The sequence below is a fragment of the Peribacillus sp. NPDC006672 genome (genome assembly GCF_050274955.1).
In the GTDB taxonomy this organism is placed as follows: Bacteria; Bacillota; Bacilli; order Bacillales; family DSM-1321; genus Peribacillus.
The window spans coordinates 25,495-50,743 of record NZ_JBNNOR010000015.1; the positions used below are offsets into that span (position 1 = coordinate 25,495).

Below are 25,249 nucleotides of genomic sequence, written 5' to 3' on the forward strand. Positions count from 1 at the left end.
AGTATCACATAAAAACGTATATATAAATTCAAATATATTTTCATGACTTTATTACCATAAAAGGGGAGAAAAATTAATGACAACGTCACATGAAGTTGAGCAAGAGGAATTACAAGTTGCCAAAGAGTTTGTAAGTCAAGTATACGCACAGGTAAAGGAGCGTAATCCTCACGAAAGTGAATTCCATCAAGCCGTAAAAGAAATATTGCTTTCATTAGTACCCGTATTTTCAAAACACCCTATTTATATGAAAAGTGGGGTTTTAGAAAGACTCGTTGAGCCAGAAAGAATGATTACCTTCCGTGTCTCTTGGGTTGATGATCTTGGAAATGTACAAGTCAACCGTGGTTTCCGCGTGCAATTCAACAGTTCCATTGGGCCATTTAAAGGCGGTCTACGTTTCCATCCGACAGTAAACTCCAGTATTATCAAGTTCCTTGGTTTCGAGCAAATCTTTAAAAATTCGCTTACAGGACAGCCAATTGGCGGAGGAAAAGGCGGATCTGACTTCGATCCAAAAGGAAAATCAGACGCTGAAATCATGCGTTTTTGCCAAAGCTTCATGTCAGAACTGGCTCGCTATATCGGTCCGGATACAGACGTACCGGCAGGGGATATCGGAGTAGGCGCTCGAGAAATCGGTTATCTATTCGGTCAGTATAAAAAGATTCAAGGCAGCTACCATGCAGGTATTTTAACTGGTAAGGGCATAAGTTACGGCGGAAGCTTAGCCCGTACAGAAGCGACTGGATACGGAACCGTTTACTTTGTCGAAGAAATGCTAAAAGACAAAGGATTACAATTCAATGGCAGCACAGTTGTTATTTCCGGATCAGGTAATGTATCCATTTATGCCATTGAAAAAGCTGCACAGCTGGGTGCTAAAGTTGTTGCATGCAGCGACTCTAATGGCTATATATATGACAAAAATGGTCTGAATCTAGATACAGTTAAACGTTTAAAAGAAGTAGAAAGAAAACGTTTGAGCGAATATGTCGATGCTCATCCCGAAGCTGAATACAATGAAGGATGCTATGGAATTTGGTCTGTACCATGCGATATCGCCCTTCCTTGTGCAACACAAAATGAAATTGATGAAGAAGCAGCAAAATTGCTTGTTAAAAACAACGTGAAAGCAATCGGCGAAGGTGCTAACATGCCATCAACTCTTGAGGCTATTGACGTATTCCTTAATAACGGTATCCTATTCGGACCAGCCAAAGCCGCCAACGCAGGTGGTGTTGCCGTTTCTGCACTTGAAATGGCCCAAAACAGTGCTAGAATGCCTTGGACATTTGAAGAAGTCGATACGAAACTGCACGGTATCATGAAAAATATTTATAAAAACAGCGTAGAGGCAGCAGAAGCATATGGTGAACCTGGTAACTTAGTTGTCGGAGCCAACATTGCGGGATTCCTTAAAGTAGCAGATGCTATGCTGACTCAAGGCATACTCTAATAATAAGTTAAATATCAGGAGGCGGTCCCAACATGGGCCGCCTTATTTTTGGTAAAAGAGTGATCACATCTTTTAGGTAATTATTCATATCAATCTGAGCTGAATAACCACAATCAGATAACATCAATGGGATTCAAAATATTTCTTTCTTACTACAAAAAAGAGTGCTGGAAAAGTTCCGGCACTCTTTTTGTTTGGGTAACAATCATTCTTTGGTGACCAATTTCAATGGAACCGATATTGTGTCATCCACTTTGTCGCCTTTTAAGATTTTTTCAGCCGCATTAACCGCTTCTTCACCGATAAGTGCCGGTTGTTGGGCGATGGTGGCTTTTAGTTCACCGTTTTCAACTGCTTTCAATGCATCATCATTTCCGTCAAAACCAACAACAATGATGTCTTTTCCTGCTGCCTTGATTGCTTCAATGGCTCCTAGCGCCATTTCGTCATTATGAGCGAACACCGCTTGGATGTCCTTTTTACCTTGTAGGATATTTTCCATAACGTTAAGACCTTTTGTGCGGTCAAATTCTGCCGTCTGACTTGTCAGGACTTCTAATTGCTTGTCAGCAATATTGTGGAACCCTTTCCCACGTTCCCGAGTTGCTGATGCACCTGAAACACCTTCTAGCTCTACTACTTTTGCTTTTTCGCCAAGCTCTTTAACTAGGTATTCTGCAGCCATTTCCCCGCCAGCCACATTGTCGGACGCGATGAATGTTTCGATATCGCCCTCGTCGGAAGAGCGGTCAATCGTAATTACGGGAATGCCCGCTTCATTTGCTGATTGAACAGCAGAAGATATTGCCGCAGAGTCAGTTGGATTCACAAGAAGGACATCCACCTTTTGAAGAATTAAATCTTCAATCCCGCTAATTTGTTTTGCCGTATCATCTTGGGCGTCAACAACCGAGACTTTCATGCCTTTTTCTTTTGCTTCTTTTTCAATACCATCTTTTAAGGAAACGAAGAATGGGTTGTTTAAAGTAGAGATGCTGACTCCGACTTTCACGTCTTTCATGGAATCTTTCTTTTCTTTTTTATCATCTTTTTGACCAGAATCCATTGAACAGGCAGCTAAGACCATTAAAGAAAGGACCATGATGATCGATACTATTTTTTTCATTGATTACACCTCTGCTTATGATTTTTTACGGTCAAGTAAGACCGCGATTAATATAACTGCACCTTTTACCACTTGTTGGTAGAAAGAGGATACACCAAGTAAATTCATGCCGTTATTCAAGGTACCGATGATCAGGACACCCACCAGCGTACCGAACAACCGTCCTTTACCGCCTGAAAGGCTCGTTCCGCCTAGCACCACGGCTGCGATAGCATCCATTTCATAGGATTGGCCTGCGGTTGGCTGTGCCGAATTCAGACGGGATGTTAGAATGGCACCGGCAATTGCTGCCATCGTACCGGCCAGACCGTATATGGCCACCTTGACTCGGTCCACTTTAATCCCCGAAATACGGGAAGCCCTTTCATTTCCGCCAATAGCATATGTTTTACGGCCAAATGATGTTTTATGAAGCAGGAACCATAGGATGATGAAAGCGATAACCATCACAACGGCCGGTACAGGCAGGCCGAGGAAGTAACCTCTCCCAAGCATTTGGAACATTTCAGAATCGCCAATTCCAGTAATTGGCTTTCCATCCGTATACACAAGCGTTAATCCACGGAAAATCGTCATGGTGGCCAGTGTTACGATGAAAGGGGCCATTTTTCCTTTTGAAACGAGAATCCCATTGATTACACCCATTATTGCACCTAGTAGAATGCCTACTAATATTGCTAAAATCGGATCTAATCCCGAGACCATCATACCAGCCATAAGTGCGCTGGATAGAGCTAAAATGGAACCGACGGACAAATCAATTCCGCCTGTTAAAATGATAAAGGTCATCCCAAATGCAATAAGCGCATTGATGGAGGTTTGACGCAATAAATTCAAAATATTATTCGGTTCCATGAATGATGGATTTAAAACGGTTATTACGACAAATAATAGTACCAAGGCGAGTAAAGGTCCAAATTTCTGCCAAATCCCGCTTTTCCCTGTTGCCTCAAGTTTCATCCTAGTTCCCTCCTGTCGCCAATGCCATAATTTTTTCTTGCGTCGCTTCCTGCTTTAACAATTCCCCAGCAATCTTACCTTCGTGGACCACAAGGATTCGATCACTCATTCCAATGATTTCCGGAAGTTCTGACGAAACCATGATGATGGCGATGCCTCGCTCCGTCAATTCATTCATCAACTCGTAAATTTCACGTTTTGCACCAACATCTATACCTCGGGTCGGTTCATCCATAATTAAAACTTTAGGGGAGGTGCCGATCCATTTGGCTATTACCACCTTTTGTTGATTTCCTCCGGATAAATTACCGATGATCGTTTCTGTAGAGGATGTTTTCACATGAAGACGCTTGATCATCATCTCTGCAAATTTTTTCTCATCTTCCGTTTTTACGAGTCCACTAGGGGCAAAGCTTTTTAAATTCGGCAGGCCGATATTTTCCCGTACTGAAAAGTCCAGGATCAAGCCCTCTTCTTTACGGTTTTCCGTGATGAAAGCTAAACCATAGCGAACTGCATCCGTTGGTTTTCGTATAGAAACTTTCTTACCTTCAACAGCAATCTCACCGCTGTCTATTTGATCGACCCCGAAAAGGGCACGCATTATTTCTGTTCTGCCCGCTCCCATTAATCCGGCCACACCGACAATCTCACCTTTTCGTACAGCGAAGTGGATATCTTCAAAAAGCCCCTTTTTAGTTAAACCTTTTACATCAATGACCACTTCGCCGAGATGGGCTTCACGATGAGGGAAACGATCCTCTAGCTCTCGGCCAACCATCTTTTGAACAACTTCATCGAAATTTGTATCTACAATTCTTTTCGTATCGACAGTTTTTCCATCACGCATCACTGTGATTCTGTCACAAATGGCAAAGATTTCTTCCATTCGGTGAGAGATGTAAACAAGAGACACACCTTTTTTGGTAAGGCCCTTCATTACTTCAAAGAGCTTCTCGATTTCTCTATCGGTTAAAGCTGCTGTGGGCTCGTCCATGATGATGACTTCCGCATCCGTCATCAACGCCTTGGAAATTTCAATCATTTGCTGTTCTCCGACAGAACAAAATCCGGCTTCCTTATCAAAAGGAAGGGAAATATTTAGTGTTTTAAAAATCTCGTTTGCACGCGCTTTCATTTGTTTCGTCTTCAGGACACCGAAGGCATTCACCATTTCCTTGCCGATAAATAAATTCTCTAGCACCGTCATTTCCGGCCAAATGTTCAATTCCTGACGGATAAAGGCCATTCCCGCTTCTTCCGCTTCCTTTGAATCCTTAAATGAGGTTTCTTTACCATTAATCTCAATAGTCCCTTGATCATGCTTATGCAGCCCCGTCAAAATGTTCATCAAGGTAGATTTCCCGGCTCCATTTTCCCCCATAAGTGCGTGGACTTCTCCAGCCTCTAAAGAAAACTGAACGCCTTCCAATACCTTGTTTTGACCAAATGCTTTATAAATATTGTTCATTTCAATTTGCATGCTCTTCACCTCTTTTCTTTAAAAAAATACTCCAGACTGCAAAATACAGTTTGAATACGGTGTCGTTTCTCCTGTACGGATTACTGCTTTTGCTTTACTTGTCATCCTTTTAAAATCCTCATGGGAAACATATTCAATCGCATTTCCGAATTGCTGTTCCATATATTGATGCTGCTTTGAATTGTTCTCTTTCACCTCAGTGGCAGCAATCGCTTTCTCGACTACCATATCTTCATGAACAGCACGAACAACTTCTTGAAATGAAGGCGTTCCAGGCGTTAAGGCTAAATCTATTTTAAGCACTCCTGAAGGGACCGGGAGGCCGCAATCACCTATGACAATATAATCCGTATGCCCAAGGTCAACAAGAACTTTGGCTATTGAACTATTGATGATTCCATGACGTTTCATGCTTCAAAGCTCCTTTCGACTTCTTCCCTTGTCGGCATGCCACCTTGAGCTCCTAACTTCGTTACAGAAATAGAGGCAGCCCGGTTTGCGAATAACAGACAGTCGTCAAAACTTTTTCCTTCTGCAACAGCAACCGCGAGTGCCGCATTGAATGTATCTCCTGCGCCTGTTGTATCTACAGCTTCAACCACAAAGCTTGGGACAACCTTCTCTTCGTGCCCGTCAAAATAACGGACGCCATTTTTGCCTTCGGTAATGAATAATTTATTTGGATACTCAGTTAAAACTTCTGTCCGGTCTCTTCCATCGAATAATATTTCGAATTCATGTTCATTTGGTGTAATGAATGATGAATGTTTAATAACAGCCTCGCTTATCTTACGTGCAGGTGCTGGGTTTAAAAGTAATCTCTTTTGGAGTTTTTCACATAATTCAGCAAGGTATAAAACAGTTTCCTCTGGTATTTCCTGCTGAACCATGATGATATCCGCTTCCTCAATAACTTTTTTCGCCTTTTGTACATATCCAGGAGTGATGAAATCATTAGCTCCTTTTACGACAATAATACTGTTATCCCCTTCTGAAAGGATAATGTGGGCGGTTCCCGAGGCAGACCCTGTAACCGGTTCCACATACTTCGTGGATACACGATTTTTTTTCAGGTTTTCTAAGATGATTTCCCCATAAATATCATCTCCTACACATCCAATCATTGTTACTTCCGCACCAAGGCGCGCTGCGGCCACAGCCTGATTGGCTCCTTTTCCTCCAGGAACTGTTATAAAAGAATCTCCTAGAACAGTTTCCCCTGCTATAGGACGCTTTGCTGATGTTACCACTAAGTCCATTGAAGAACTTCCTACTACTGCAATTTTTATCATGGCTTCTCCGCCTTCCTTCTCGTTGTTTGTCTTTCCACAAAAGAAACTGGGAGCTTTTTGTGCGTTTCTTCTATCTTTTCATGATTGATCTTTTTAATTAACAATTTTGCTGCTTGTGCCCCCATTTCATAGGCGGGCTGGCGAATTGTCGATAGCGGAGGATGTAATAACGCTGTAAATGCGATATCATCATAGCCGATCAATTGAATATCGTCAGGAATTCTTATTCCCCTTTTCAAGATTTCTTGTAGGGCGGCTGCTGCAACAATATCATTACAGGCAATGATTCCATCTGTCTCCGGATACTGTTCAAACAACTGTCTCGCACAAATTTGTCCACCTTGAAGGGTAAGGGAAGAATCCATGACTCGAACATTCACTTCCGCTTGCTCCAATTCTTCCAATGCTGCAATGTACCGTTCATATACGGGTTTTATTTCAACTGGTCCCCTGATAAGGACGATGTTTTTGCTACCTCGATCGAGCAATACACGAGCAGCCAATTTACCGCCTGTTTTTTGGTCCGAATAGACGGCTGGTAACTCCTCTGCTGTACGATCAAGAAGGACAACGGGAATTTCCAGATTATCAAAATTTTCATTTGCTTCTTCACTTGTTGATGCAATCATGCCCACTACATTATTCTGTAGAAAGGTTTCAATATATTCTATTTCCTTATCTCGCTTTTCATCGCTATTCCCAAATATTAATCGATATCCAAATTTCTGCAGATAGTCCTCAACGCCCCTTGCCATTTCTGGAAAGAAGGGATTAGTAATGTCAGGTAAAATCAAGCCAATCAATTTAGATTTACGTTTATAGAGGGATCTTGCCACTTCATTCGGTTTATAATTTAACTTTTCAACAGCAGCCCTGACCACCTTTTTTGTGTCTTCATGTGCATATCCGCTGTCATTTATCACTCTTGAAACAGTTGCTACGGAAACCCCCGCTTCCTTTGCAACATCCCGAATAGTTGCCAATATATCACCCTCAATAATTTTGTGTAACCGTTTACACATTTAGCTTATCACCAATTCATATGGACGGCAAGTCCTATTCAGTTGATATTTATTAGGTAATTTGGACCAAAAAGCATAACACAATCTTTTTTTATGCGTATATTTGTTAACCATTACCGCTCTATAAACTGCTTAACAAAGTTAATTTGAACAGGTGTACGAGACTCCTGCGGGAAAAGCATGTCTAAAGGAGACCCGCGGAGGCTCCATGACCGCCCGCGGAAAGCGAGTTTCTTGAGCGGAAATCAACGGTCTAATTGTAAAACCCATAAAAAACAGTAGCCAAACTCGATTTTCAGCGAGTTTGGCTACTGTCTGAAACTGTCTCAATAGTCTGAGCAAGTTTAACTTTAAAGCGTTTTTGCCGGTAACTTTTCATAAAGGGCATTATTAACATGCCCAAATTCAGATGCATGCGGACGGTCTTCACCGTCGCTATATCCATATTGAAGCATCCGATTTCTATTGAGGCAGAGCTTTGTTAATTTGGGCGCAAAGAAATTGAATGTATCAAAACGATCCTGTAACATAGGGAATTTTTGCTGATGTGTAAGGATTGCCCGAGCGACACCTTCCCAAAAGACATTCTCATTCAATAGGTTCCTTCTCATAAGAAGTGTGGACAAATATCGGAAATGACAGATGAATAGTCCCGTGAAAATGAATTGGACCAGTCCTTCAGGAGTTTCACTTCTCAGTACTTTTCTTAAATCATCAGGAAGGCTGCTCAATTCAGGAAGCGGCTGATCACTGACGTTTACATCATCTACAAAATCCTTGATGGCCAATCGGTGAGGCTTGTAATCCTTCAAAACTAAAATGGTATTTTGGCCATGCGGTGAGAAGACCAATCCATATTGATAGATAAAATGTAACAATGGTGAAAGAATGACGTCGAATAATTGTGCTGTCCAGACTTCTGCAGTCAATCCGGATTTTTCAATAAGGCTTTCCACATAAGGTTTCCCTTTGCTGTCCACATGTAAAAGGGACGCAAGCGTAATCGGCTTTTCGCCTTCTTCCATATAACTGTAAATGCTTTCTCTCCAAATACCGCCGAGCATCTCTAAATATTGATAGGGTACATTCTCTAGCTTGGAAAAATACGGGTGGTCAACGTTTAAACTGGCCACTTCACCAGGAAGCACTACTTTGCATTCCTCTTTCAAAAATGAATCATTTTCATAAATGTTCTTGATATACTCTGTGATTTTTGGAGCAATGACTGTGCGTTCCGCTGGTAATCCACGGTAGACTAGGGTATTTAAAATGCTCATCGGCAGCTTGACGTGGTGTTTATTCTTATTCGATACATTAACGAATGTCCGAATAGATTGTTGCGGCAGATACTCATCAGGACCATTTCCCAAAGCTACAATCAGCCCTTTAGCCAAGTCATCGGTAAAATTCTGGATGATTACATTCTTCCACTGCCATTCATGGATAGGCAGGTAAAAATAGTCTTCTACCTTTAACCCTTTCTCTGCCAATCTGTTTGCAAATACTTTTCGGGTTTCATCATCTAGTTCATTTTCCATCAATTGCTTATAAGCTAACGTTTGGATAGAATTGAACGCACCCCTTGTTTTATGAACAGCAATCCACGATAGCTGAATTTTCTCTTGATTTTCTGGAGCAAACTTCAAGTAATCATCAAAATCGAAACCGATTCTTCCCTTGTTATAAGCAATCCAAGGGTGACCGCTCATTTCTCCTTCGAGTAACGCATAGTCCAGTTCGACTAAATCATCCGCGTCTTGTCCAGGTTTGGATAGCAATTGGAGGTCCGCAAGCAGCGTATGATGGAATTCCTTGATTAAATGTCCTGTTGTTTCTGCAGTCATCCCAATTAACGGCTGAATGTCTAAAATGAATTGAATAGCATCATTGGCCTGGGTAAAGCCTTCCATTTCACATACCTGGATCGACTCAGCCTGTACTTCATAGCTGTCAAAAAGACGGGGCGAAGCCAAAAATTGATAAGACTTCCCCTCATTAATCTTTAACTCATATAGGTTCCCTGCTTCATTTTCTTTCAATACAGCTGGATGGACCATATCTTCATACATATATTCAGAAATCATCTTGGCCAGCAGGTTTTGGTTTACTATCGACCAATTTTTTTCCGAAACTGCCTGTTCCACTTCATTTATGAATTGCATATAATGCTCCCCTTCCCTTCTCTTAGTAAGCCATGACTGGTGATTTTACACGGAATGACTGAAAAGCTCCCTTAGGCTCGGATGGATAAACTTCTTTACCTGCCAATTGATTGATAATAATGGAATTTCGGAATGCCCCTAAGCCGAGATCCGGTGCTCCCACGCCATGCGTATGTACCTCGCCATTTTGAATAAAAAGATGATTCGCTGTTGAGATGGTCGTTCCAACCCGATAGTCTTTCGTTATTGCAAGACGGCCCAAATCATCGCGGATTATAAGCTCTTCCATCGTGTCAAGAAATGCCGGAACGGTCGATTTATAGCCCGTTCCAAAAACAACAGCCTCTGTATCCACATCAAATTCACTTTCTTCCACCCATTGTGAACATTTCAATGTCCAGCCATTTTCAGTTGGCTCTACGGATGCAACTTCCGTCATCGCCCTAAGTTCAATGGAAAGTTCTGCATTTCCAATCGATTTTTCATACATCTTGTCAAAAATCGCCGCAATTGTTGTCGCGCTGATTCCTTTATACAAGAGGTCTTGTTTTGGTAAAATGTCATCCTTCTTTTCCTGAGGCAGCCGATAAAAGAAATCAAGGTAATCCGGTGTGAAGTATTCCAACCCAAGTTTTGAATATTCCATAGGGAAAAATCCTTTTGACCTTGTATACCAGTTTAGCTGGTAACCATGCTTATCCTGCTCATTCAGAAGATCTTCAAAGACCTCGGCCGCACTCTGTCCAGATCCGACAACCGTAATGGATTTTTTCTTCAGGACATTTTCTTTGTTCCGTAAATAATCGGCCGAATGAAGGATGCTCTCTCCTTTATATGGACTAAATGCAGCCGGCACAGTCGGGGCACTTCCAATTCCCATGACTACATGGCGGCTATAATAGACTTCGATCTTTTGTGTTTGTTCATCCCTTACACTGATTTGATAGAAGGTTTCATCTTGATCCCCTATATACTCCACCGTCTCCACCGCTTTCCCAAAACAGCAGCTATCAAGTTGATTGGCAGTCCAGCGGCAATAGTCGTTATATTCTTTTCGTGGAATCAAGAATTTTTCAAGGAAGTAGAAATGATAGAGCCGATCATGCTGCTGTAAATAATTCAGGTAACTATATCGACTTGTCACATCTGCCATGCTGACTAGATCAGCAAAGAACGGTACCTGCAGAGTTGTCCCCTCCAACAGCATCCCTTCATGCCAATTAAATTCCTGCTTTTTCTCAAAAAAAACGGCATTCAACTCCGGGGTTTTCTCCAAAAGGGCTGCAAGTCCAAGGTTAAAGGGACCTATCCCTATCCCTACCAAGTCATAGATAGATTGTTGCTTCTCCATACTTCCACTTCCTTTCGAAATTCTCCCGTGTACATGACATGAGTAATGCTGTTTTGTCAGGGAGCTCAATTTCTTTAATTGGGGTAAACCCGCACTTTTCAAATAGATGAATCATCTTTGCGTTCCGGATATCCGGTTCTGCCATCACCTTTTTTGTTCTAGCAGTAAGTAGTTGGTATTTCACCATTGCACGTAAAAACGGCAAAGCCAGTCCTTTTCCCAGGTAATCCGGATCACCTATGAGTAAATGAATGCCTTGATCTCCCTCTTCAGACTGATAATAATCTTCGATGATATCGCCTTTTACCCAATACGATTCCCAATAGCTCATTGGGATTGAGTCCAGGCAGCCTAAATAGAGTGTTTGGTGTGCATCAGCCAATGCCTTTTGCAAATGAACAGCAAACTTTTCTTTTGTGACATTCAAATTCCAGTAAGGTATCACATGATCTTCATGCATCCATTTATGCAGTGTATCTAAATCCCTCTCAAATTCAACTTGGACAAATGAAAGCTGGTTATTACAGTCCGTCAGCTTTTCTTCATAACTATTTTTCATGGACAGCTAAAACCCCCTGCGCGAACGGATTTTCAATGATTGTATAAACGGATTGCGTCTCAAGTGAACCAACAAGCTCATCCATATCATGAAATCGCGTCAGTAAATTAGCCTTACAAGATAACTCCCTGGCATGAAGCAACCTTGAAACAACTCGATTCAACCCTTCATCTTCACTTTCCCTGCTGGTTGTTTCAAGTTGTTCCTGAACGAGCTGTAACAGGGTTTTCTCTGATGCTAATCCTTCCGTACCAAAATTATTGATCAAGCCTAATAGGTGATTAAAAAAGAAATAGTATTGCAGTCTTTCTTCAGCGACTTCATCAGAACAAATCGTGAAGCTTTTTTCACTTAGTTCAGGCAGGATATTCAAAAGCCTGTCTACTTTGGACTCACAATAGTAATACCCTTGATTATCGCGATAATAAAAAGTGGATGGATACCCATCTTGAAGTTGAATAATGGAATTTTGTTGATGGGCTTCTAAAACGATTCCATATACTTCATATAGCCAAAGCATCGGTTTTAATGTCATTGAAAGATAAGTTTTGAACCAATCCTTACTTACCTCTTCGGTACTGCGGTTTTCATCAGCTGATAATTTGCGGATGATCGCTCCAAGCCTCGATGGTCCACCATAGGCATTATCCTGACATAAGCCTGCAATCAGGCTTGTTTGTTTATTGTTTTCATAAAAAGGGTTTTCCCGAATATCAATATCGAATCCTGATTCTTGTTCTGTTGTTTTGATCGTTAGATAAGCAGGGTCCTTAATAATACGGAAGGAGGGATGCTGTTCTTTTAGCACGTCTCCGACTTTTGAATCTATTAATTTAGCAATTTCCACACCACGATCAAGTTCTTTTTGCAGATTTGCTCGTAACGAATTCGTGATTTTGACCGGAACGGAAAATTTGTACATATATCTCGATGTGGCACTATATACCGTTCTAAAAGAAGAGGTAGCCGTGAATTTTTTTCCAAGCGGTCCAACATAAATTAGTGTTCCTTGCTCGATTAGCCTCTTAACTTCCTCTTTTTCGATAAGCAACTTTGCCTGGAGCGGATGTGCTGGGATAATGCTATACCGGCTTTCCTTTTGGCAATACGTGTCACGGAATTCACTGGAAATCTCCAAGTCACCGGCTAATTCCTGTTTAATGATTTCACTTGCCGATCGGACTTCACTAGAATCTTGGATGACGATCGAAGACTCTGCCAGGAAGTAGTGCAGCTGAAACTCACCTTTTAATTCGGGTGAATAGATCCATTCATCTTTTTCTGAAATGCCCTGCTTACTTTTCGGTGTAGGATGGAACAGGTGCCCAAATAATAGCGACTGCTCCGCTTCGATATAGGTAAAATCAGGACTTTTAAGCGCATCAGCATCTTCTGTCCTTGCTTCCACATACCGTTGAATATTTTGGCTGCTCAGGATGACACGCAGCATCAATTCATCTTCACTATCCGTTCGGCCCTGCTCATTCAATAATTCTTTGGAAACAATCGAGACCATTGTCACGTAATCTAATTCATGCACTTGTTTGGATGCATTTTGGTAGTATATCGGGAAGGTAAAAATATGACGCCCCGTTTCAGACCAATATTTCAATGGAACTAGCAATGCAATATCTTGGGATAAGAGATTACTGACTAATAATGAATCTGGAATAGACCCCTCCAAATCAGGCCAGTTCTTCGTTTCTTCCAAACTGCAATTTCCGGTTTCCCGGAAATAACAATTCAGAAAGCTTTGCATCGTCGCCCTTTCAGCTATCTGCTTACCATTCATCTTCATTCCTCCATCATCTTGAACATTTCACCTAATACTCGGATTTCGTCTAAAATTCCCTCTATGTGTTCAAGCTTTGTCATTGGATTCAATAGTGTCATTTTTAAATACACCTGTCCGTCAAAACGCGTTTTTGCTAAAAATGCCCGTCCGCTTTTTAGTAATTCTTGCTGAATCTGTTTATTTAATAGGTTTACTAACTGATCACTTTCTCCCTCGGGATTATAACGGAATACAACCGCATTCAATTCAGGGTCTTTATTTAATACACTGAATCCTTCCTCTTGATCGATCTTTACAGCCACTTCACGTGCAAGATGACAAGTATAGTCAATCATTTCAGAAAAGGTATCCAGTCCGACAACCTTCAATGACATCCAAAGTTTCAGTGCATCGAACCTTCTCGTCGTTTGAACCGATTTATTGACTAAGTGAACCATGCCCTCGGCTTCATCTTCCTGTGGATTCAAGTAATCGGCGTGATGCTGAATATATTGAAATGAGTTGGTGTCCGAGACAAGAAAGGCACCACAACTGATGGGCTGATAGAATAATTTGTGAAAATCAATCGTAATCGAGTCTGCCCGTTCAATTCCGCTGATTAGCTCTTTGTAATCCTTACTTAATATCATCGCGCCGCCATATGCGGCGTCCACATGCAGCCATATCCCATTCTTCCTTGCTGCTACGGATACTTCATGTAATGGATCGATTGAACCGAAATCCGTTGTTCCACAAGTAGCAACAATAGCGAATGGAAGTAAACCCTGTTCCTCTAAAAGCAGTAACTGGTGATTTAATTCATCCATAGACATACGATGATTTGAATCCGTTTTAACCGTGATCACTGCCTGTTCTCCAAGTCCCAGCTGTGCCGCTGATTTACGAACTGTAAAGTGGGCAGCCTCGGAGCATAAAATCCGCAATTTTTTCGCCTCGACTGGCAAGCCATGCTGTTGAACATCCACCTCCCAGTAACGCTTACAATAAGCGTCCCTCGCCAATAGCAGTCCCATATAATTAGATTGGGTTCCACCGCTTGTGAAAATCCCATCCGCTTGTTCAGGTAACCCTACCTGACTGCACAGCCAATCTATTAAACGCTCTTCAACGAAGGTTGCCGTTGAACTTTGATCCCATGAATCCATGGATTGATTCAACGTACCGATAATCATTTCGGCAGCCACTGCAGGTATTAGTGTCGGGCAATGCAAATGTCCGATACAAGTAGGGCTGTGTACATTGATGCTGTCATTGATAACAAACTCTGCAAGCTCAGCAGCTACTGCCCCCATTGTCTCCCCTTTTAGAGAAGCGAGGGTCACCTCGTTTAATCTTGCTTCTATTTCATTCGGTTTTTTCCCAGAGTAAGCTGAATTGTTCCCTTTTAAAAAATTCGTCAGCTTTTTTTCTATGATTTTTAATGACTGGCTATAGTTATTGAAACCTTCTTCGTTGTTCAAGAATAATGGAGAATAAGCAAAATCAGTTTTATTTATCATTTCGATCATTGATCATTCACCCTCTAGCAACAGCTGCACGAACAGCCTGTTCAAAAATTCCAGTGGCTTCAGAAAGCTGGGATTCCGTTACGATCAATGGAGGCAAGAACCTCACTACACTTCCATGTCTGCCGCCAACTTCCAGAATCAACCCTCTTTGAAAACATTCCTGCTGAATGGCACTGGCAAGTTTAGAATCAGCTGGATAGCTTCCATTAGCGTTTTGCGGTTCTTCATGGTTGACCATTTCCACACCGACCATTAATCCACGACCTCTAACATCCCCGATTTGCTGAATATCCTTTTGCAAATCTTTAAGAATATTATTTAAGGTTTCTCCCATTTTAGCGGCATGATCCACAAGATTCGTCTCTTTTATGTACTTTAAAGTTGCTGTTCCCGCTGCCATCGCCAATTGATTTCCACGGAACGTACCGATATGTGCACCTGGAGACCATAGGTCCAACTCTTTGTTATAAATCACAACCGATAATGGAAGACTCCCGCCTATTGCTTTTGATAAGACCAGAACATCCGGAATGATCCCTGCATGTTCAAAGGCAAACATTTTCCCTGTCCGGCCGATACCGGATTGAACTTCGTCGATAATTAGCGGAATGCCCTTCTCTTTTGTTATTCTTCTGATTTCCTTAAGCCATGGAATTGGAGCGGGAATGGAACCACCCTCTCCTTGTACTGCCTCTAAAATCATTCCTGCAGGTGCCAATAAACCGGACTCAGGATCGTTTAGTAGATTTTCGATATACTGACTACTGATTTTATGACTCTCTTCTCCGCCAATTCCAAAGGGACAGCGATATTGATAGGGATACGGCAGAAAATGTACATTGGGCATTAACCCTTGTATTTTTTCCTTCGGTTTTGTATTACCGCTGATTGACATGGTTGCATGGGTTGCCCCATGGTAAGCTCCTTGGAAGGATAAAATACTTCTGTTGCCTGTGGCTGTTTTAACTAATTTAAGTGCTGCCTCGATGGCATCTCCGCCAGTAGGACCACAGAATTGAATTTTTGCATTTTTTCTGAATTCTTCAGGCAGACTTTCAAAAATTTCATCAACGAACTGCTCTTTGATTGGCGTCGTAAAGTCCAATGTATGTAAAGGCCGTTTATCCTTAAGAACTTTTTCCATTGCTTCAAGCACAGCCGGATGATTGTGTCCAAGTGCTAATGTTCCAGCACCGGCAAGAAAATCAATATATCTTTTTCCATCCATGTCTGTTAGATAAATTCCCTCCGCTTGATCGATGGCCATGGGTAATCTTCTAGGATAAGATCGGGCATTTGATTCCCTTGTGTTTTGTTGTTCCAGTAATTGATCATTTTTTGTAAGCATGTTCGTTATCATAGTGAGCCTCCATGTATTGAATTAATTGAGAATAATTATCATTATCATGCAATTCATTCTACTGATAATGATAATTATTCTCAATGAGTAAATCCGCTCATTTTTCTTCTAGTAATTTCCAACAAAATTAAGAAAAGGTTAAAACTGGGGCTTGGTCCCTATTTATAAATTGAACAGAAAAGGTTTTATAAAGATGGTGTTTCTAAGCTAAATGAAGATGAAAATCATTGAAATGAGGAGTCATCAAAGAATATTTGAAGGGCGGCGGGAATGGTATGCTTTTTGACAGTAACCACAACTTAAAAAGCACCTTGCATTATTGTTATTTATTAATATTAGTCATGTTATTCAATTAAGGGGCCCTATAATGGAATATGCGAAAGTGCTATGTTCTTTTAAAATGATATTGGGATTCTTTTTATTGAATTGGCGTAAAGTCTTCCATTACCTTCGCCGATGACTTTAGACCGAAACCTTAAATATATCGTTTTCCGCTTTCCTTATACTTTAACCGGATTATTCCTCGACCTTTTATTATTTTTTAGCTGCTAATCAATATAAAATACCCTTAATTGGTATAAAATAGTAAAATAGAGAGGTAAATGAACCTCTATTCAGAGGGATTGTTTACTTGTTTATCATTTGAAATTAGAGGGTAAAGATTTTCACTATTACTTTATCCGATCGTTCAGCTTCAATTTTGTCAAAACGTGTCGGTGTCAGGGGGGGAACGGATGAAAAGAAATCATACGATGATGCAATTTTTCGAGTGGCATCTTGAGGCGGATGGTTCTCATTGGGAGAGATTGAAGTATGCAGCCTCCAAGTTGAAGGATACAGGAATTGATTGCGTTTGGCTTCCGCCAGTCACCAAAGGGCAATCCATTGGGGATAATGGATATGGAATATATGACGGATACGATTTGGGGGAATTTGACCAAAAAGGAACTGTTCGTACCAAATACGGGACCAAAGATGAATTGCTTCAAGCGATAGCCACCTGTCATAACTACGGACTTTGCGTTTATATCGATTTAGTCATGAACCACAAAGCAGGAGCTGATGGAACCGAAAAATTTGAAGTCATTGAAGTCAATCCGGACAACCGCATGGAAGATATCTCAGAACCATTTGAAATTGAAGGCTGGACAACATTCGATTTTCCAGGCCGTAAAAATCAATACTCTGATTTTAAGTGGAACCATACTCATTTTAATGGTACGGACTATGATGCCAAAAACGACAAGATGGGTGTTTATCGGATTACAGGGGAAAATAAGCATTGGAATGAGCATGTCATCGATGAATTCGGCAACTATGATTATTTAATGTTTGCCAACATCGATTACAGTCTGCCAGAAGTTCGTCAGGAAATGATTAGCTGGGGAAAATGGATGGTTGATACGCTAAAGTGTGATGGTTTTCGTTTGGACGCCGTTAAACATATTGATTATGAATTCATCAACGGATTTCTACAGGAACTCATTCCTTATACAAAGGAACATTTCTTCATGGTCGGCGAATTTTGGAAGGCGGATGTTAAAGCTTGTCAAACTTACTTAGATCAAACCAATCATGACCTCAACTTGTTCGATGTTTCCCTTCATTATAAATTTCACGAGGCTTCAAAAGCAGGGACTGACTTCGACCTCTCAACCATCTTTGATGATACCCTCGTCCAAACCAATCCGGCACAGGCCGTCACTTTTGTCGACAACCACGACTCCCAACCTCATGAATCACTGGAGTCTTGGGTAAAGGACTGGTTTAAACCATCGGCATATGCACTTATCTTGCTTAGACTTTGCGGTTATCCCTGTGTCTTTTACGGGGACTATTATGGAATCAGCGGGCCCTCTCCGGTACCTGGAAAAAAGGATATTCTAGATCGTCTCTTATATGCTAGGTATGAAAAAGCTTACGGAGAACAGACGGACTATTTTGACGATCAAAATACGATAGGCTGGGTCCGGCTCGGGGTTGAAGAGCTAGAAGGCTCGGGATGTGCCGTCATTATCTCAAATGGAGATCACAACAGTGAAAAAAGGATGTTCGTCGGTGAACATCGAGCTGGTGAAACCTGGAGTGATTTAACCTATCATAGGGATGACCAAATTACCATTGAAGCAGATGGTTTCGCGACCTTTCCCGTTCATGGGAAAAGCGTATCGGTATGGGCATTGAATGATGTACCACTTAAAACGACACCACTCTAAAAGTGAGATAGCAAGGAACAGCATGTCGTTTGCAGATATGCTGTTCTTTACTGATGACATCGCCCTTGAAAATCCAGGAGTATCATTCCTTCACAATGTATTTGTATCGTTACCCACGAAAAAATAATTTTTCCATTTGAAGAAATCATGGTAATATAAGGGAAAAAGGAGTTGAAGGAACGTGAAAAATGAAATCATTGAAAGATTCACTTCTTATGTTAAAGTGGATACCCAATCGAATGAAGCGAATCCCTCATGCCCCTCTACACCCGGACAGTTGACCTTGGCAAATAAATTGGTCAAGGAACTTCAATCCATTGGGATGAAGGAAGTGACAATTGATCCGAACGGATATGTCATGGCAACATTGCCAGCCAATTCAAACAAGGATGTCCCGACAATCGGTTTCTTGGCCCATGTCGATACAGCAACAGATTTCACTGGAAAAGATGTAAAACCGCAAGTCATTGACAACTATGATGGCAAAGATCTTACTTTACATGAAAAATTGGATGTCATTCTTTCACCTGATGATTTTCCTTCGCTTAAGAACTATATAGGGCATACCTTGATAACGACGGATGGGACAACCCTGTTGGGAGCAGATAATAAGGCTGGAATTGCCGAAATCATGACTGCCATGGATTATTTGATCCAGCATCCGGAAATCAAGCATGGAAAAATCCGTGTTGCCTTTACTCCCGATGAGGAAATCGGCAGGGGACCCCATAAGTTTGATGTAAATGCGTTTAATGCCCAATTTGCCTATACCGTGGACGGTGGTCCGCTTGGGGAACTTGAATATGAGAGCTTCAATGCAGCATCGGCCAAAATCCTGATCAAAGGTACGAATATTCACCCTGGTACCGCTAAAGGAAAAATGGTGAACTCGGCTAAAATCGCCATGGAATTTCATGATTTCCTCCCAGTGGCAGAAGCACCGGAATATACGGAGGGTTATGAAGGATTTTATCATCTGATTTCATTTCACGGCGATGTGGAAGAGACCAAGCTTTCCTATATCATCAGGGATTTCGACCGCCAAAAATTTAATGAACGCAAGGAATATATAACAAAAGTAATTGAAGATTTAAAAGAAAAATATGGGCAAAACCGCATCCAGCTTGAATTAAACGACCAATACTTCAACATGAAGGAAAAAATTGAACCCGTGAAGGAAATCGTGGATATTGCCCATGAAGCAATGGAGAAACTCGGTATAAAACCAATCATCTCGCCTATACGCGGTGGGACTGATGGATCTCAATTATCATATATGGGATTGCCGACACCTAACATCTTTACGGGCGGCGAGAACTTTCATGGCAAGTATGAATTTATTTCCGTCGACAATATGATACTGGCCACAAAGGTGATTGTTGGCATTGCCTCGCTCCTTGAAGAAAAAGCGAAGTAGCTTGATACCAACTGCCTTTATTGAAAACACCCCAGACTACAAGTCTGGGGTGTTTTCATCCAAATTTAAGCGCGTGTCCAGTGACGATGCTTGGCAATTGCCTCGATAAAGGCAGAACCGCCATTTTTATCCGAAACAGCTACAATGCCTGCGGCTGGCTCAATGGAGCCTATGCCTGCCTTCGTTAAGATCTCGGCTCCTTCTTTTCCTGCACCAATCGCTTTGAAATGATTGTAAGCTTCTTCAACAAAGTAAATTGGTTCCTTGGATGGCTTTAGCGCATCAATACTCTCCTGGCCTCCTGCTACATATACAGCATCGAAAAGTACCGAATCCGCTGTCAGGAATGTCTGATCCACCTCAACTTGCTGTCCGTCGGAACTTGTAATCACTCCACGATTATTACTGATGATTTCAGCCGTTATCCCTGCCGATTTAAATGATTCCAAAACTTGATTAACCTCTGACCCGTTGAAGCCATCTGCAGCCAAGATTGCCACTTTTCTTGATACGGCCGTGTTCACTTTCATTTGCTCCTGGCTTAAAGCTGGAGAAGCCAAATCCATTTTGACCTCACTTTTGTTAGCCGGAGGATTCACGCCCACTCCAATAGCGATCGTTTTTGCCAGTTCGACATCAACATTGCTGAACATCTCGACAATTTGCTGCTGAACGTCCTTACTTTTAACTTTTCCCACTTCAAAGTGGAAAGCCTGAATAATATGCTCCTTCTCCACTTCCGTCATGCTATTCCAGAACAGTTTAGCTTGGCTGTAATGGTCCTTGAAGCTTTCACTGCGTTGACGGACCTTCCTGCCATCGACTTTTTCCTGATAATGTGCATAGCCGCCTTCCTCTTCTGAAGCAGGTTCTGGAGAGTTACCAGCAAGGGAATTTTTATGGTAGCTGACCGGTCCGGGGTTTATTGACATTCGGTGCATGCCATCGCGTTGATTATTATGAACGGGGGCAACCGTCCTATTAATCGGAAGCTCATGGAAGTTTGGGCCTCCTAATCGGGATAGCTGGGTATCTGTGTATGAGAACAAACGTCCCTGAAGCAGCGGATCATTTGAAAAATCAATACCCGGTACAACATGCCCCGGATGGAAAGCTATCTGTTCCGTCTCTGCAAAAAAGTTATCTGTATTTTGATTCAAAACCATTTTCCCGATTATTTTCACCGGGATTTGTTCTTCCGGCCATAGTTTAGTAGGATCAAGGATATCAAAGTCGAATTTGAATTCATCTTCTTCCTTAATCATTTGCACGCCAAATTCAAATTCAGGATAATTTCCAGTATCTATTGCTTCCCACAGATCTTGACGGTGAAAATCAGGATTTTTCCCTGCAATTTTCTGCGCCTCATCCCAGACAAGGGATTTAACTCCCAATACAGGCTTCCAATGGAATTTAACGAAATGGGCCACACCTTCTTCATTCACAAAACGGAAAGTGTGGACACCAAACCCTTCCATCATCCGGAAACTTCTTGGTATGGCCCTATCAGAAAGATGCCACATGATCATATGTGCCGTTTCTTCATTGTTGGCGACGAAGTCCCAAAAGGTATCATGGGCAGAAGCGGCCTGAGGTATTTCATTATGAGGCTCCGGTTTAACCGCATGAATTAAATCCGGGAACTTAATGGCATCCTGGATAAAAAATACCGGAATATTATTCCCGACCAGATCATAGTTTCCTTCCTCGGTATAAAACTTTGTAGAGAATCCCCTGACATCGCGAACCGAGTCTGCCGATCCACGTGAACCTGCTACCGTGGAGTAACGAACAAATACTGGTGTCTTGACTGAAGGGTCTTGAAGGAACTTTGCCTTTGTATATTCGCCCATCGGCTCATATACCTGAAAATATCCATGTGCTCCAGAACCGCGCGCATGCACAATCCGTTCAGGAATACGCTCATGGTCAAAGTGAGTCATTTTTTCACGGAAATGAAAGTCCTCCATCAAAGTTGGACCACGGGTTCCCGCTTTCAAAGAATGTTCATCCTCTGAAATGCGCAAACCTTGGTTAGTCGTCATCTTTTTGCCGTTATCGTCCACTCGATATTGTTCCAACTGCCGTTGCTTACTTTGTTCATTGATTCTTCCATTTTCATTTTCTTTTTTCATCCTTTTCAGTCCCCTCCATGTCTTAGAAATTCAATACAGTCAAATTCATGATGTATGAGTTTTCTGTATCCAGGTTTCTCACTTCTTTTATTTTTCGAATAAGTTCTATCATTCCTCATATACCACCTGATTTTGACAGCTAAACAGATCCCGAAAAAGAAAATTTGATTATATTTTTCAACTGGCCAGACAAAAATAGATTCTTCATTCTTTAAATAACAAAAAATACTGGATGATTACTATGAATTATTGGAACAAAATGATGCGGGGAAACTTTATAGTTGCAAGCGCAGTACTTGCTGCACAATCGGAGTTCAGTACATTTCTTGTAGATTTCCTACTTCTTGGTATCAAACTATAGAAACACGCTCTTTCCTGAATAGGATTCCATCGGACTTTCCCAAATAAGAAAAGGTAACGGAGGACATATTGATCTCCGTTACCTTTTGTAAGATTTTTAAATCATTATACATCGCCTTCAGCAAGCCACGGAAAGAATCCTTCCAGAAACCTTTCCGTTGCTGGCATAAAATAAGAGCCATAATGGTGATCAGGGTCAAGAGTCATAACTACCCAAGTACCTTTTGTACTGACCTTATCAATATAAAGAACGGCTTCACCGTCCTCAGTGGAAACAAAAGGATATCTGAACCTTCAGGCGGCCAGTATATGCCATGCTGATGCCATGTCGAATCAGCAAGTGTTAGATAGCGGCTGAATAAATCATGGTCAGGCTTTTGGAGGACTAAACCCCTTTTGGGATCCTTTTCAAGCCACCACCAAAAATTCGTTTCCCTGAACTCCCAATTATGTCCCGGAATCCATTCATTCAGCTGTGGACCAAAGGACACAATAATCCCACCCCTATTAGCGAATTCATATATTTTATCCATGGACTTCATGAGAAGACCCATATGTAGTTGGGAAGGAAGGAGCAGGACATCAAATTCTTCAATTGACGTTTCTACTAGATCAGGAAGATAAATCAGCGTATCAATATATTTACATGAAAAAGAGAGGTCCCCGAAATGACGGACACCCCCTTCTTTGAAAAAACTTTTTTCTAGTAAACAAGAACTCAATTATTAAAACTTCTCACCACTGTCTTTACGATTCCACGTAAGCAGTTTTGGATTTTTAATTTTCATTTCTTGCTTATTATCCCAATTTTCTTGTTCCGCTCCATCTGCGTCGGTTTCCTTAATATCATCAATTAGCCACTTTTTCTTGTCAGCATTATAAATTAGAGAATAAACGCGCATCGATTTATACGAAAAATCTTCTAATTTCTTTTGATTTTTTATCCTCATCTTATTTTTATATGAAACTAATGCTTCAGCCTCTGCTATCCACTGATTATCAAAATAGCTGATATCCAATTCGTCCAAATTAATGACCGCTCCTAGATATTGTGAATGAATTTCATCCACAAAATCTTCAATCGTCGCAAAGTTATCTTTCGCAATAGACGTATCATTTTTAATGGCATCCGTAACATTCGTGAACTTATCGGTATCAAAACCGCTTGTTTCAAAGACAGTTAAGTCATAATTAAAAATGTCGACAGCGGACATGACCGCTTTTTGTACATCTTTATCACCTCGAACAAGTACATTAGGATCCACCACTAAAGTAATTTCCTTAGATCCGCCCCACACATCCAATTTATCCTTTTTCATAAACGTTCCAAGCTTGTTTTGTACCGTGGTCACAATCTCATAAGTTCCCGGCAATAATGGGCCATACGTATCCTTCTTGCTCTCCCTTACTGACTCCTTCAATTCGTCTATAGTAATGGATATATCATCATCATCATTATGTCCTGTTACTTTAATGAATCCCGTTTTTACCTTCAACCTGTACTCCTTAAAAATTCCCCACTTCTTCCCAGACTCCACTAGACTAACCTGCTGATTGGTCGCTGAAAAGCTTTTATCTTCGATCTGTTCCTTTAATCCATCTTTGATTGCTTCAAAACTAGAATTATTACTATTCAAGTAGCTGGCAAACGCCTTAATAGATGCATTATTCACAATCGCACCTTTTTTATCTGGCTGGATTAGATCCTTAAGTTGACTTGAATCCTTCTTTTTAACCGCCTCCGTAAAGGATTCAACCACCTTTTTCGGTTTATTATTTTGCTGAATGAGAAGCACAGCGGCAATCAAGATAATGATTGTAAAAGCAGAGATTCCACTTATGATCCATATTTTTTTTGACATGTCTCACTGCTCCCTTAATATTGTGATCCTGCAGCAAATACGTTGACTAAACTTTCCCCATAAGCTTTTGATGTATCAATTTTCCATTTCCCATCCTCTTCGACCAAAAGGATTTTCAATTCTTCGCCTTCCTCAACTTCCTGGGAATTTATGATTTTATCAAACTTTGAAATGAGATACTTTTTAGTATCATCTTTATCATAACTATTCGTTTTTTCTCTATATTCACTTTGATAATCTGAAATATCCTCGTAGATATCTCCTAACGAAACATTTGAAAACTCAAGTAACACTGCGGCCTTCCCATTTGCCATTGCAGAAGTAATCGCAGTGAACTCTGCTTTTTGTGACTGAACTGATTTATAACTAGCATATAATTTATCTACTTCTCCATCAGTCAACTTCCCGCTAAAATAGCTCTTTATCTTGTTTTTAAAGGTTTTCTTTGCTTCTTCCTGCAAAGCAGCTTTGTCTGCAGACACTAGTTTTTCATAATCAGTATTGTCCTTATCCAAATAAATTGTATCTATATATGCTGTTAATGCCTTGGCAGGATCCTGAAGGGTATCAAAACTTTTGGCATAATCAGATGTGTCCAACTTAACAATCACTTCTTCAATTTCCTTCTTATAGTCATCTGACTCTGCATTGATTCCTATTTCATACTCTTTGTCTTTTTCCACTTCAAAAAAGCCTGTGACGGTTTTCGTTTTTCCTGCGCCTAAATCACTATCGCTGTATGCTTCTAAACCTATATCGGTATTATAGGCATCTGAAATGGCATTTGATTGTTCATCGCCATCATATAACTTCATCCCATTCCTTACTGAAAGTCGAATGGTGTCCTTAGATTTGTTCATTAACTTAAAATTCACAGCCAATACGCCATTATTTGTTTCGTCAGCTCCTTCAGCCACTCCATCATCTTCCCCAAGCAACACAAAGGTAGCATCCTTTATGGATACTTCCAGATCCTTACTTTTACTTTTTTTTGCAGATGTACCAGTAGAACTACTGCATGCGGATAACACCAGCATACATACAAATAATAACGATAAACCCTTCAATTTAGACACGATAAAATTTCCTCCCCCTAAGTAAAAAGATTACCTGATGATGTTCCTCAGCTAAGTCCTTTTTTTATGGGAAAAAGAATACCAAAAAAATTCGCACTATTTTAAT

Annotated in this window: 19 protein-coding genes; 3 read left to right on the plus strand and 16 right to left on the minus strand. The window is 41.1% G+C overall.

Annotated features, from left to right (window positions below; genetic code table 11):
- Window positions 1–76 precede the first annotated feature (76 nt).
- Complete coding sequence (gdhA, locus tag ACQKKK_RS20760) at window positions 77–1,459, plus strand: NADP-specific glutamate dehydrogenase (RefSeq protein WP_427618735.1); 1,383 nt, start codon at window positions 77–79, stop codon at window positions 1,457–1,459.
- A 205-nt stretch (window positions 1,460–1,664) separates the two neighbouring features.
- Here the strand turns inward: gdhA and rbsB are convergent, their stop codons facing one another.
- From rbsB to ACQKKK_RS20820, 12 genes are all read right to left on the minus strand, one after another.
- Window positions 1,665–2,585, minus strand: coding sequence for a ribose ABC transporter substrate-binding protein RbsB (gene rbsB, locus ACQKKK_RS20765; RefSeq protein WP_427618737.1), 921 nt, complete (start codon window positions 2,583–2,585; stop codon window positions 1,665–1,667).
- Between the two features lie 15 nt (window positions 2,586–2,600).
- On the minus strand, window positions 2,601–3,545 hold the full coding sequence (locus ACQKKK_RS20770; protein ID WP_427618739.1) for an ABC transporter permease: 945 nt from the start codon (window positions 3,543–3,545) through the stop codon (window positions 2,601–2,603).
- Between the two features lies 1 nt (window position 3,546).
- Window positions 3,547–5,028, minus strand: coding sequence for a sugar ABC transporter ATP-binding protein (locus ACQKKK_RS20775; RefSeq protein WP_427618741.1), 1,482 nt, complete (start codon window positions 5,026–5,028; stop codon window positions 3,547–3,549).
- 18 nt (window positions 5,029–5,046) lie between these two features.
- Complete coding sequence (gene rbsD, locus ACQKKK_RS20780) at window positions 5,047–5,439, minus strand: D-ribose pyranase (protein ID WP_427618743.1); 393 nt, start codon at window positions 5,437–5,439, stop codon at window positions 5,047–5,049.
- The gene (gene rbsK / locus ACQKKK_RS20785; protein WP_427618744.1) at window positions 5,436–6,320 is read right to left on the minus strand and encodes a ribokinase; all 885 of its coding nucleotides are present in this window, start codon (window positions 6,318–6,320) and stop codon (window positions 5,436–5,438) included. Before rbsK ends, rbsD begins: the two co-directional genes overlap by 4 nt.
- Window positions 6,317–7,342: a LacI family DNA-binding transcriptional regulator gene (locus ACQKKK_RS20790; RefSeq protein ID WP_427618746.1), complete on the minus strand. Its 1,026-nt coding sequence runs from the start codon at window positions 7,340–7,342 to the stop codon at window positions 6,317–6,319. The genes rbsK and ACQKKK_RS20790 overlap by 4 nt, the downstream gene beginning before the upstream one ends.
- A 350-nt stretch (window positions 7,343–7,692) precedes the next feature.
- On the minus strand, window positions 7,693–9,504 hold the full coding sequence (locus ACQKKK_RS20795) for an IucA/IucC family protein (RefSeq protein WP_427618748.1): 1,812 nt from the start codon (window positions 9,502–9,504) through the stop codon (window positions 7,693–7,695).
- A gap of 22 nt (window positions 9,505–9,526) precedes the next feature.
- Complete coding sequence (locus ACQKKK_RS20800) at window positions 9,527–10,855, minus strand: lysine N(6)-hydroxylase/L-ornithine N(5)-oxygenase family protein (protein WP_427618750.1); 1,329 nt, start codon at window positions 10,853–10,855, stop codon at window positions 9,527–9,529.
- Window positions 10,830–11,414: a GNAT family N-acetyltransferase gene (locus ACQKKK_RS20805; protein WP_427618751.1), complete on the minus strand. Its 585-nt coding sequence runs from the start codon at window positions 11,412–11,414 to the stop codon at window positions 10,830–10,832. The genes ACQKKK_RS20800 and ACQKKK_RS20805 overlap by 26 nt, the downstream gene beginning before the upstream one ends.
- Window positions 11,404–13,206, minus strand: a complete 1,803-nt coding sequence (locus tag ACQKKK_RS20810; RefSeq protein WP_427618753.1) for an IucA/IucC family protein — start codon at window positions 13,204–13,206, stop codon at window positions 11,404–11,406. Before ACQKKK_RS20810 ends, ACQKKK_RS20805 begins: the two co-directional genes overlap by 11 nt.
- Before the next feature lie 2 nt (window positions 13,207–13,208).
- Window positions 13,209–14,717 carry a pyridoxal phosphate-dependent decarboxylase family protein gene (locus tag ACQKKK_RS20815; RefSeq protein WP_427618755.1) on the minus strand — a complete coding sequence of 503 codons (1,509 nt, stop codon included), beginning with the start codon at window positions 14,715–14,717 and terminating at the stop codon, window positions 13,209–13,211.
- Between the two features lie 7 nt (window positions 14,718–14,724).
- Window positions 14,725–16,077 (minus strand): aspartate aminotransferase family protein, encoded by a 1,353-nt coding sequence (locus tag ACQKKK_RS20820; RefSeq protein WP_427618757.1) that lies wholly within the window; start codon window positions 16,075–16,077, stop codon window positions 14,725–14,727.
- Between the two features lie 734 nt (window positions 16,078–16,811).
- On the opposite strand from ACQKKK_RS20820, the gene ACQKKK_RS20825 reads away from it, so the two are divergent.
- Window positions 16,812–18,293 (plus strand): alpha-amylase, encoded by a 1,482-nt coding sequence (locus tag ACQKKK_RS20825; protein WP_427618759.1) that lies wholly within the window; start codon window positions 16,812–16,814, stop codon window positions 18,291–18,293.
- Between the two features lie 181 nt (window positions 18,294–18,474).
- Window positions 18,475–19,710 carry a peptidase T gene (gene pepT / locus ACQKKK_RS20830; protein ID WP_427618761.1) on the plus strand — a complete coding sequence of 412 codons (1,236 nt, stop codon included), beginning with the start codon at window positions 18,475–18,477 and terminating at the stop codon, window positions 19,708–19,710.
- Between the two features lie 65 nt (window positions 19,711–19,775).
- Here pepT and ACQKKK_RS20835 read toward each other — a convergent pair whose 3' ends face one another.
- From ACQKKK_RS20835 to ACQKKK_RS20850, 4 genes are all read right to left on the minus strand, one after another.
- Window positions 19,776–21,845, minus strand: a complete 2,070-nt coding sequence (locus tag ACQKKK_RS20835) for a catalase (protein WP_427618763.1) — start codon at window positions 21,843–21,845, stop codon at window positions 19,776–19,778.
- A gap of 569 nt (window positions 21,846–22,414) precedes the next feature.
- Window positions 22,415–22,927: a hypothetical protein gene (locus ACQKKK_RS20840; protein ID WP_427618765.1), complete on the minus strand. Its 513-nt coding sequence runs from the start codon at window positions 22,925–22,927 to the stop codon at window positions 22,415–22,417.
- A 3-nt stretch (window positions 22,928–22,930) separates the two neighbouring features.
- The gene (locus ACQKKK_RS20845; RefSeq protein ID WP_427618767.1) at window positions 22,931–24,067 is read right to left on the minus strand and encodes a TcaA second domain-containing protein; all 1,137 of its coding nucleotides are present in this window, start codon (window positions 24,065–24,067) and stop codon (window positions 22,931–22,933) included.
- Between the two features lie 14 nt (window positions 24,068–24,081).
- Entirely contained in the window at window positions 24,082–25,143 is a 1,062-nt protein-coding gene (locus tag ACQKKK_RS20850; RefSeq protein WP_427618768.1) for a DUF5105 domain-containing protein, read from the minus strand.
- Window positions 25,144–25,249 lie beyond the last annotated feature (106 nt).

Bases quoted from the DNA above. Each gene is read 5' to 3' on its own strand.
- gdhA (WP_427618735.1), top strand. From the start codon at position 77: ATGACAACGTCACATGAAGTTGAGCAAGAGGAATTACAAGTTGCCAAA.
- rbsB (WP_427618737.1), bottom strand. From the start codon at position 2,585: ATGAAAAAAATAGTATCGATCATCATGGTCCTTTCTTTAATGGTCTTA.
- ACQKKK_RS20770 (WP_427618739.1), bottom strand. From the start codon at position 3,545: ATGAAACTTGAGGCAACAGGGAAAAGCGGGATTTGGCAGAAATTTGGA.
- ACQKKK_RS20775 (WP_427618741.1), bottom strand. From the start codon at position 5,028: ATGCAAATTGAAATGAACAATATTTATAAAGCATTTGGTCAAAACAAG.
- rbsD (WP_427618743.1), bottom strand. From the start codon at position 5,439: ATGAAACGTCATGGAATCATCAATAGTTCAATAGCCAAAGTTCTTGTT.
- rbsK (WP_427618744.1), bottom strand. From the start codon at position 6,320: ATGATAAAAATTGCAGTAGTAGGAAGTTCTTCAATGGACTTAGTGGTA.
- ACQKKK_RS20790 (WP_427618746.1), bottom strand. From the start codon at position 7,342: ATGTGTAAACGGTTACACAAAATTATTGAGGGTGATATATTGGCAACT.
- ACQKKK_RS20795 (WP_427618748.1), bottom strand. From the start codon at position 9,504: ATGCAATTCATAAATGAAGTGGAACAGGCAGTTTCGGAAAAAAATTGG.
- ACQKKK_RS20800 (WP_427618750.1), bottom strand. From the start codon at position 10,855: ATGGAGAAGCAACAATCTATCTATGACTTGGTAGGGATAGGGATAGGT.
- ACQKKK_RS20805 (WP_427618751.1), bottom strand. From the start codon at position 11,414: ATGAAAAATAGTTATGAAGAAAAGCTGACGGACTGTAATAACCAGCTT.
- ACQKKK_RS20810 (WP_427618753.1), bottom strand. From the start codon at position 13,206: ATGAATGGTAAGCAGATAGCTGAAAGGGCGACGATGCAAAGCTTTCTG.
- ACQKKK_RS20815 (WP_427618755.1), bottom strand. From the start codon at position 14,717: ATGATCGAAATGATAAATAAAACTGATTTTGCTTATTCTCCATTATTC.
- ACQKKK_RS20820 (WP_427618757.1), bottom strand. From the start codon at position 16,077: ATGATAACGAACATGCTTACAAAAAATGATCAATTACTGGAACAACAA.
- ACQKKK_RS20825 (WP_427618759.1), top strand. From the start codon at position 16,812: ATGAAAAGAAATCATACGATGATGCAATTTTTCGAGTGGCATCTTGAG.
- ACQKKK_RS20835 (WP_427618763.1), bottom strand. From the start codon at position 21,845: ATGAAAAAAGAAAATGAAAATGGAAGAATCAATGAACAAAGTAAGCAA.
- ACQKKK_RS20845 (WP_427618767.1), bottom strand. From the start codon at position 24,067: ATGTCAAAAAAAATATGGATCATAAGTGGAATCTCTGCTTTTACAATC.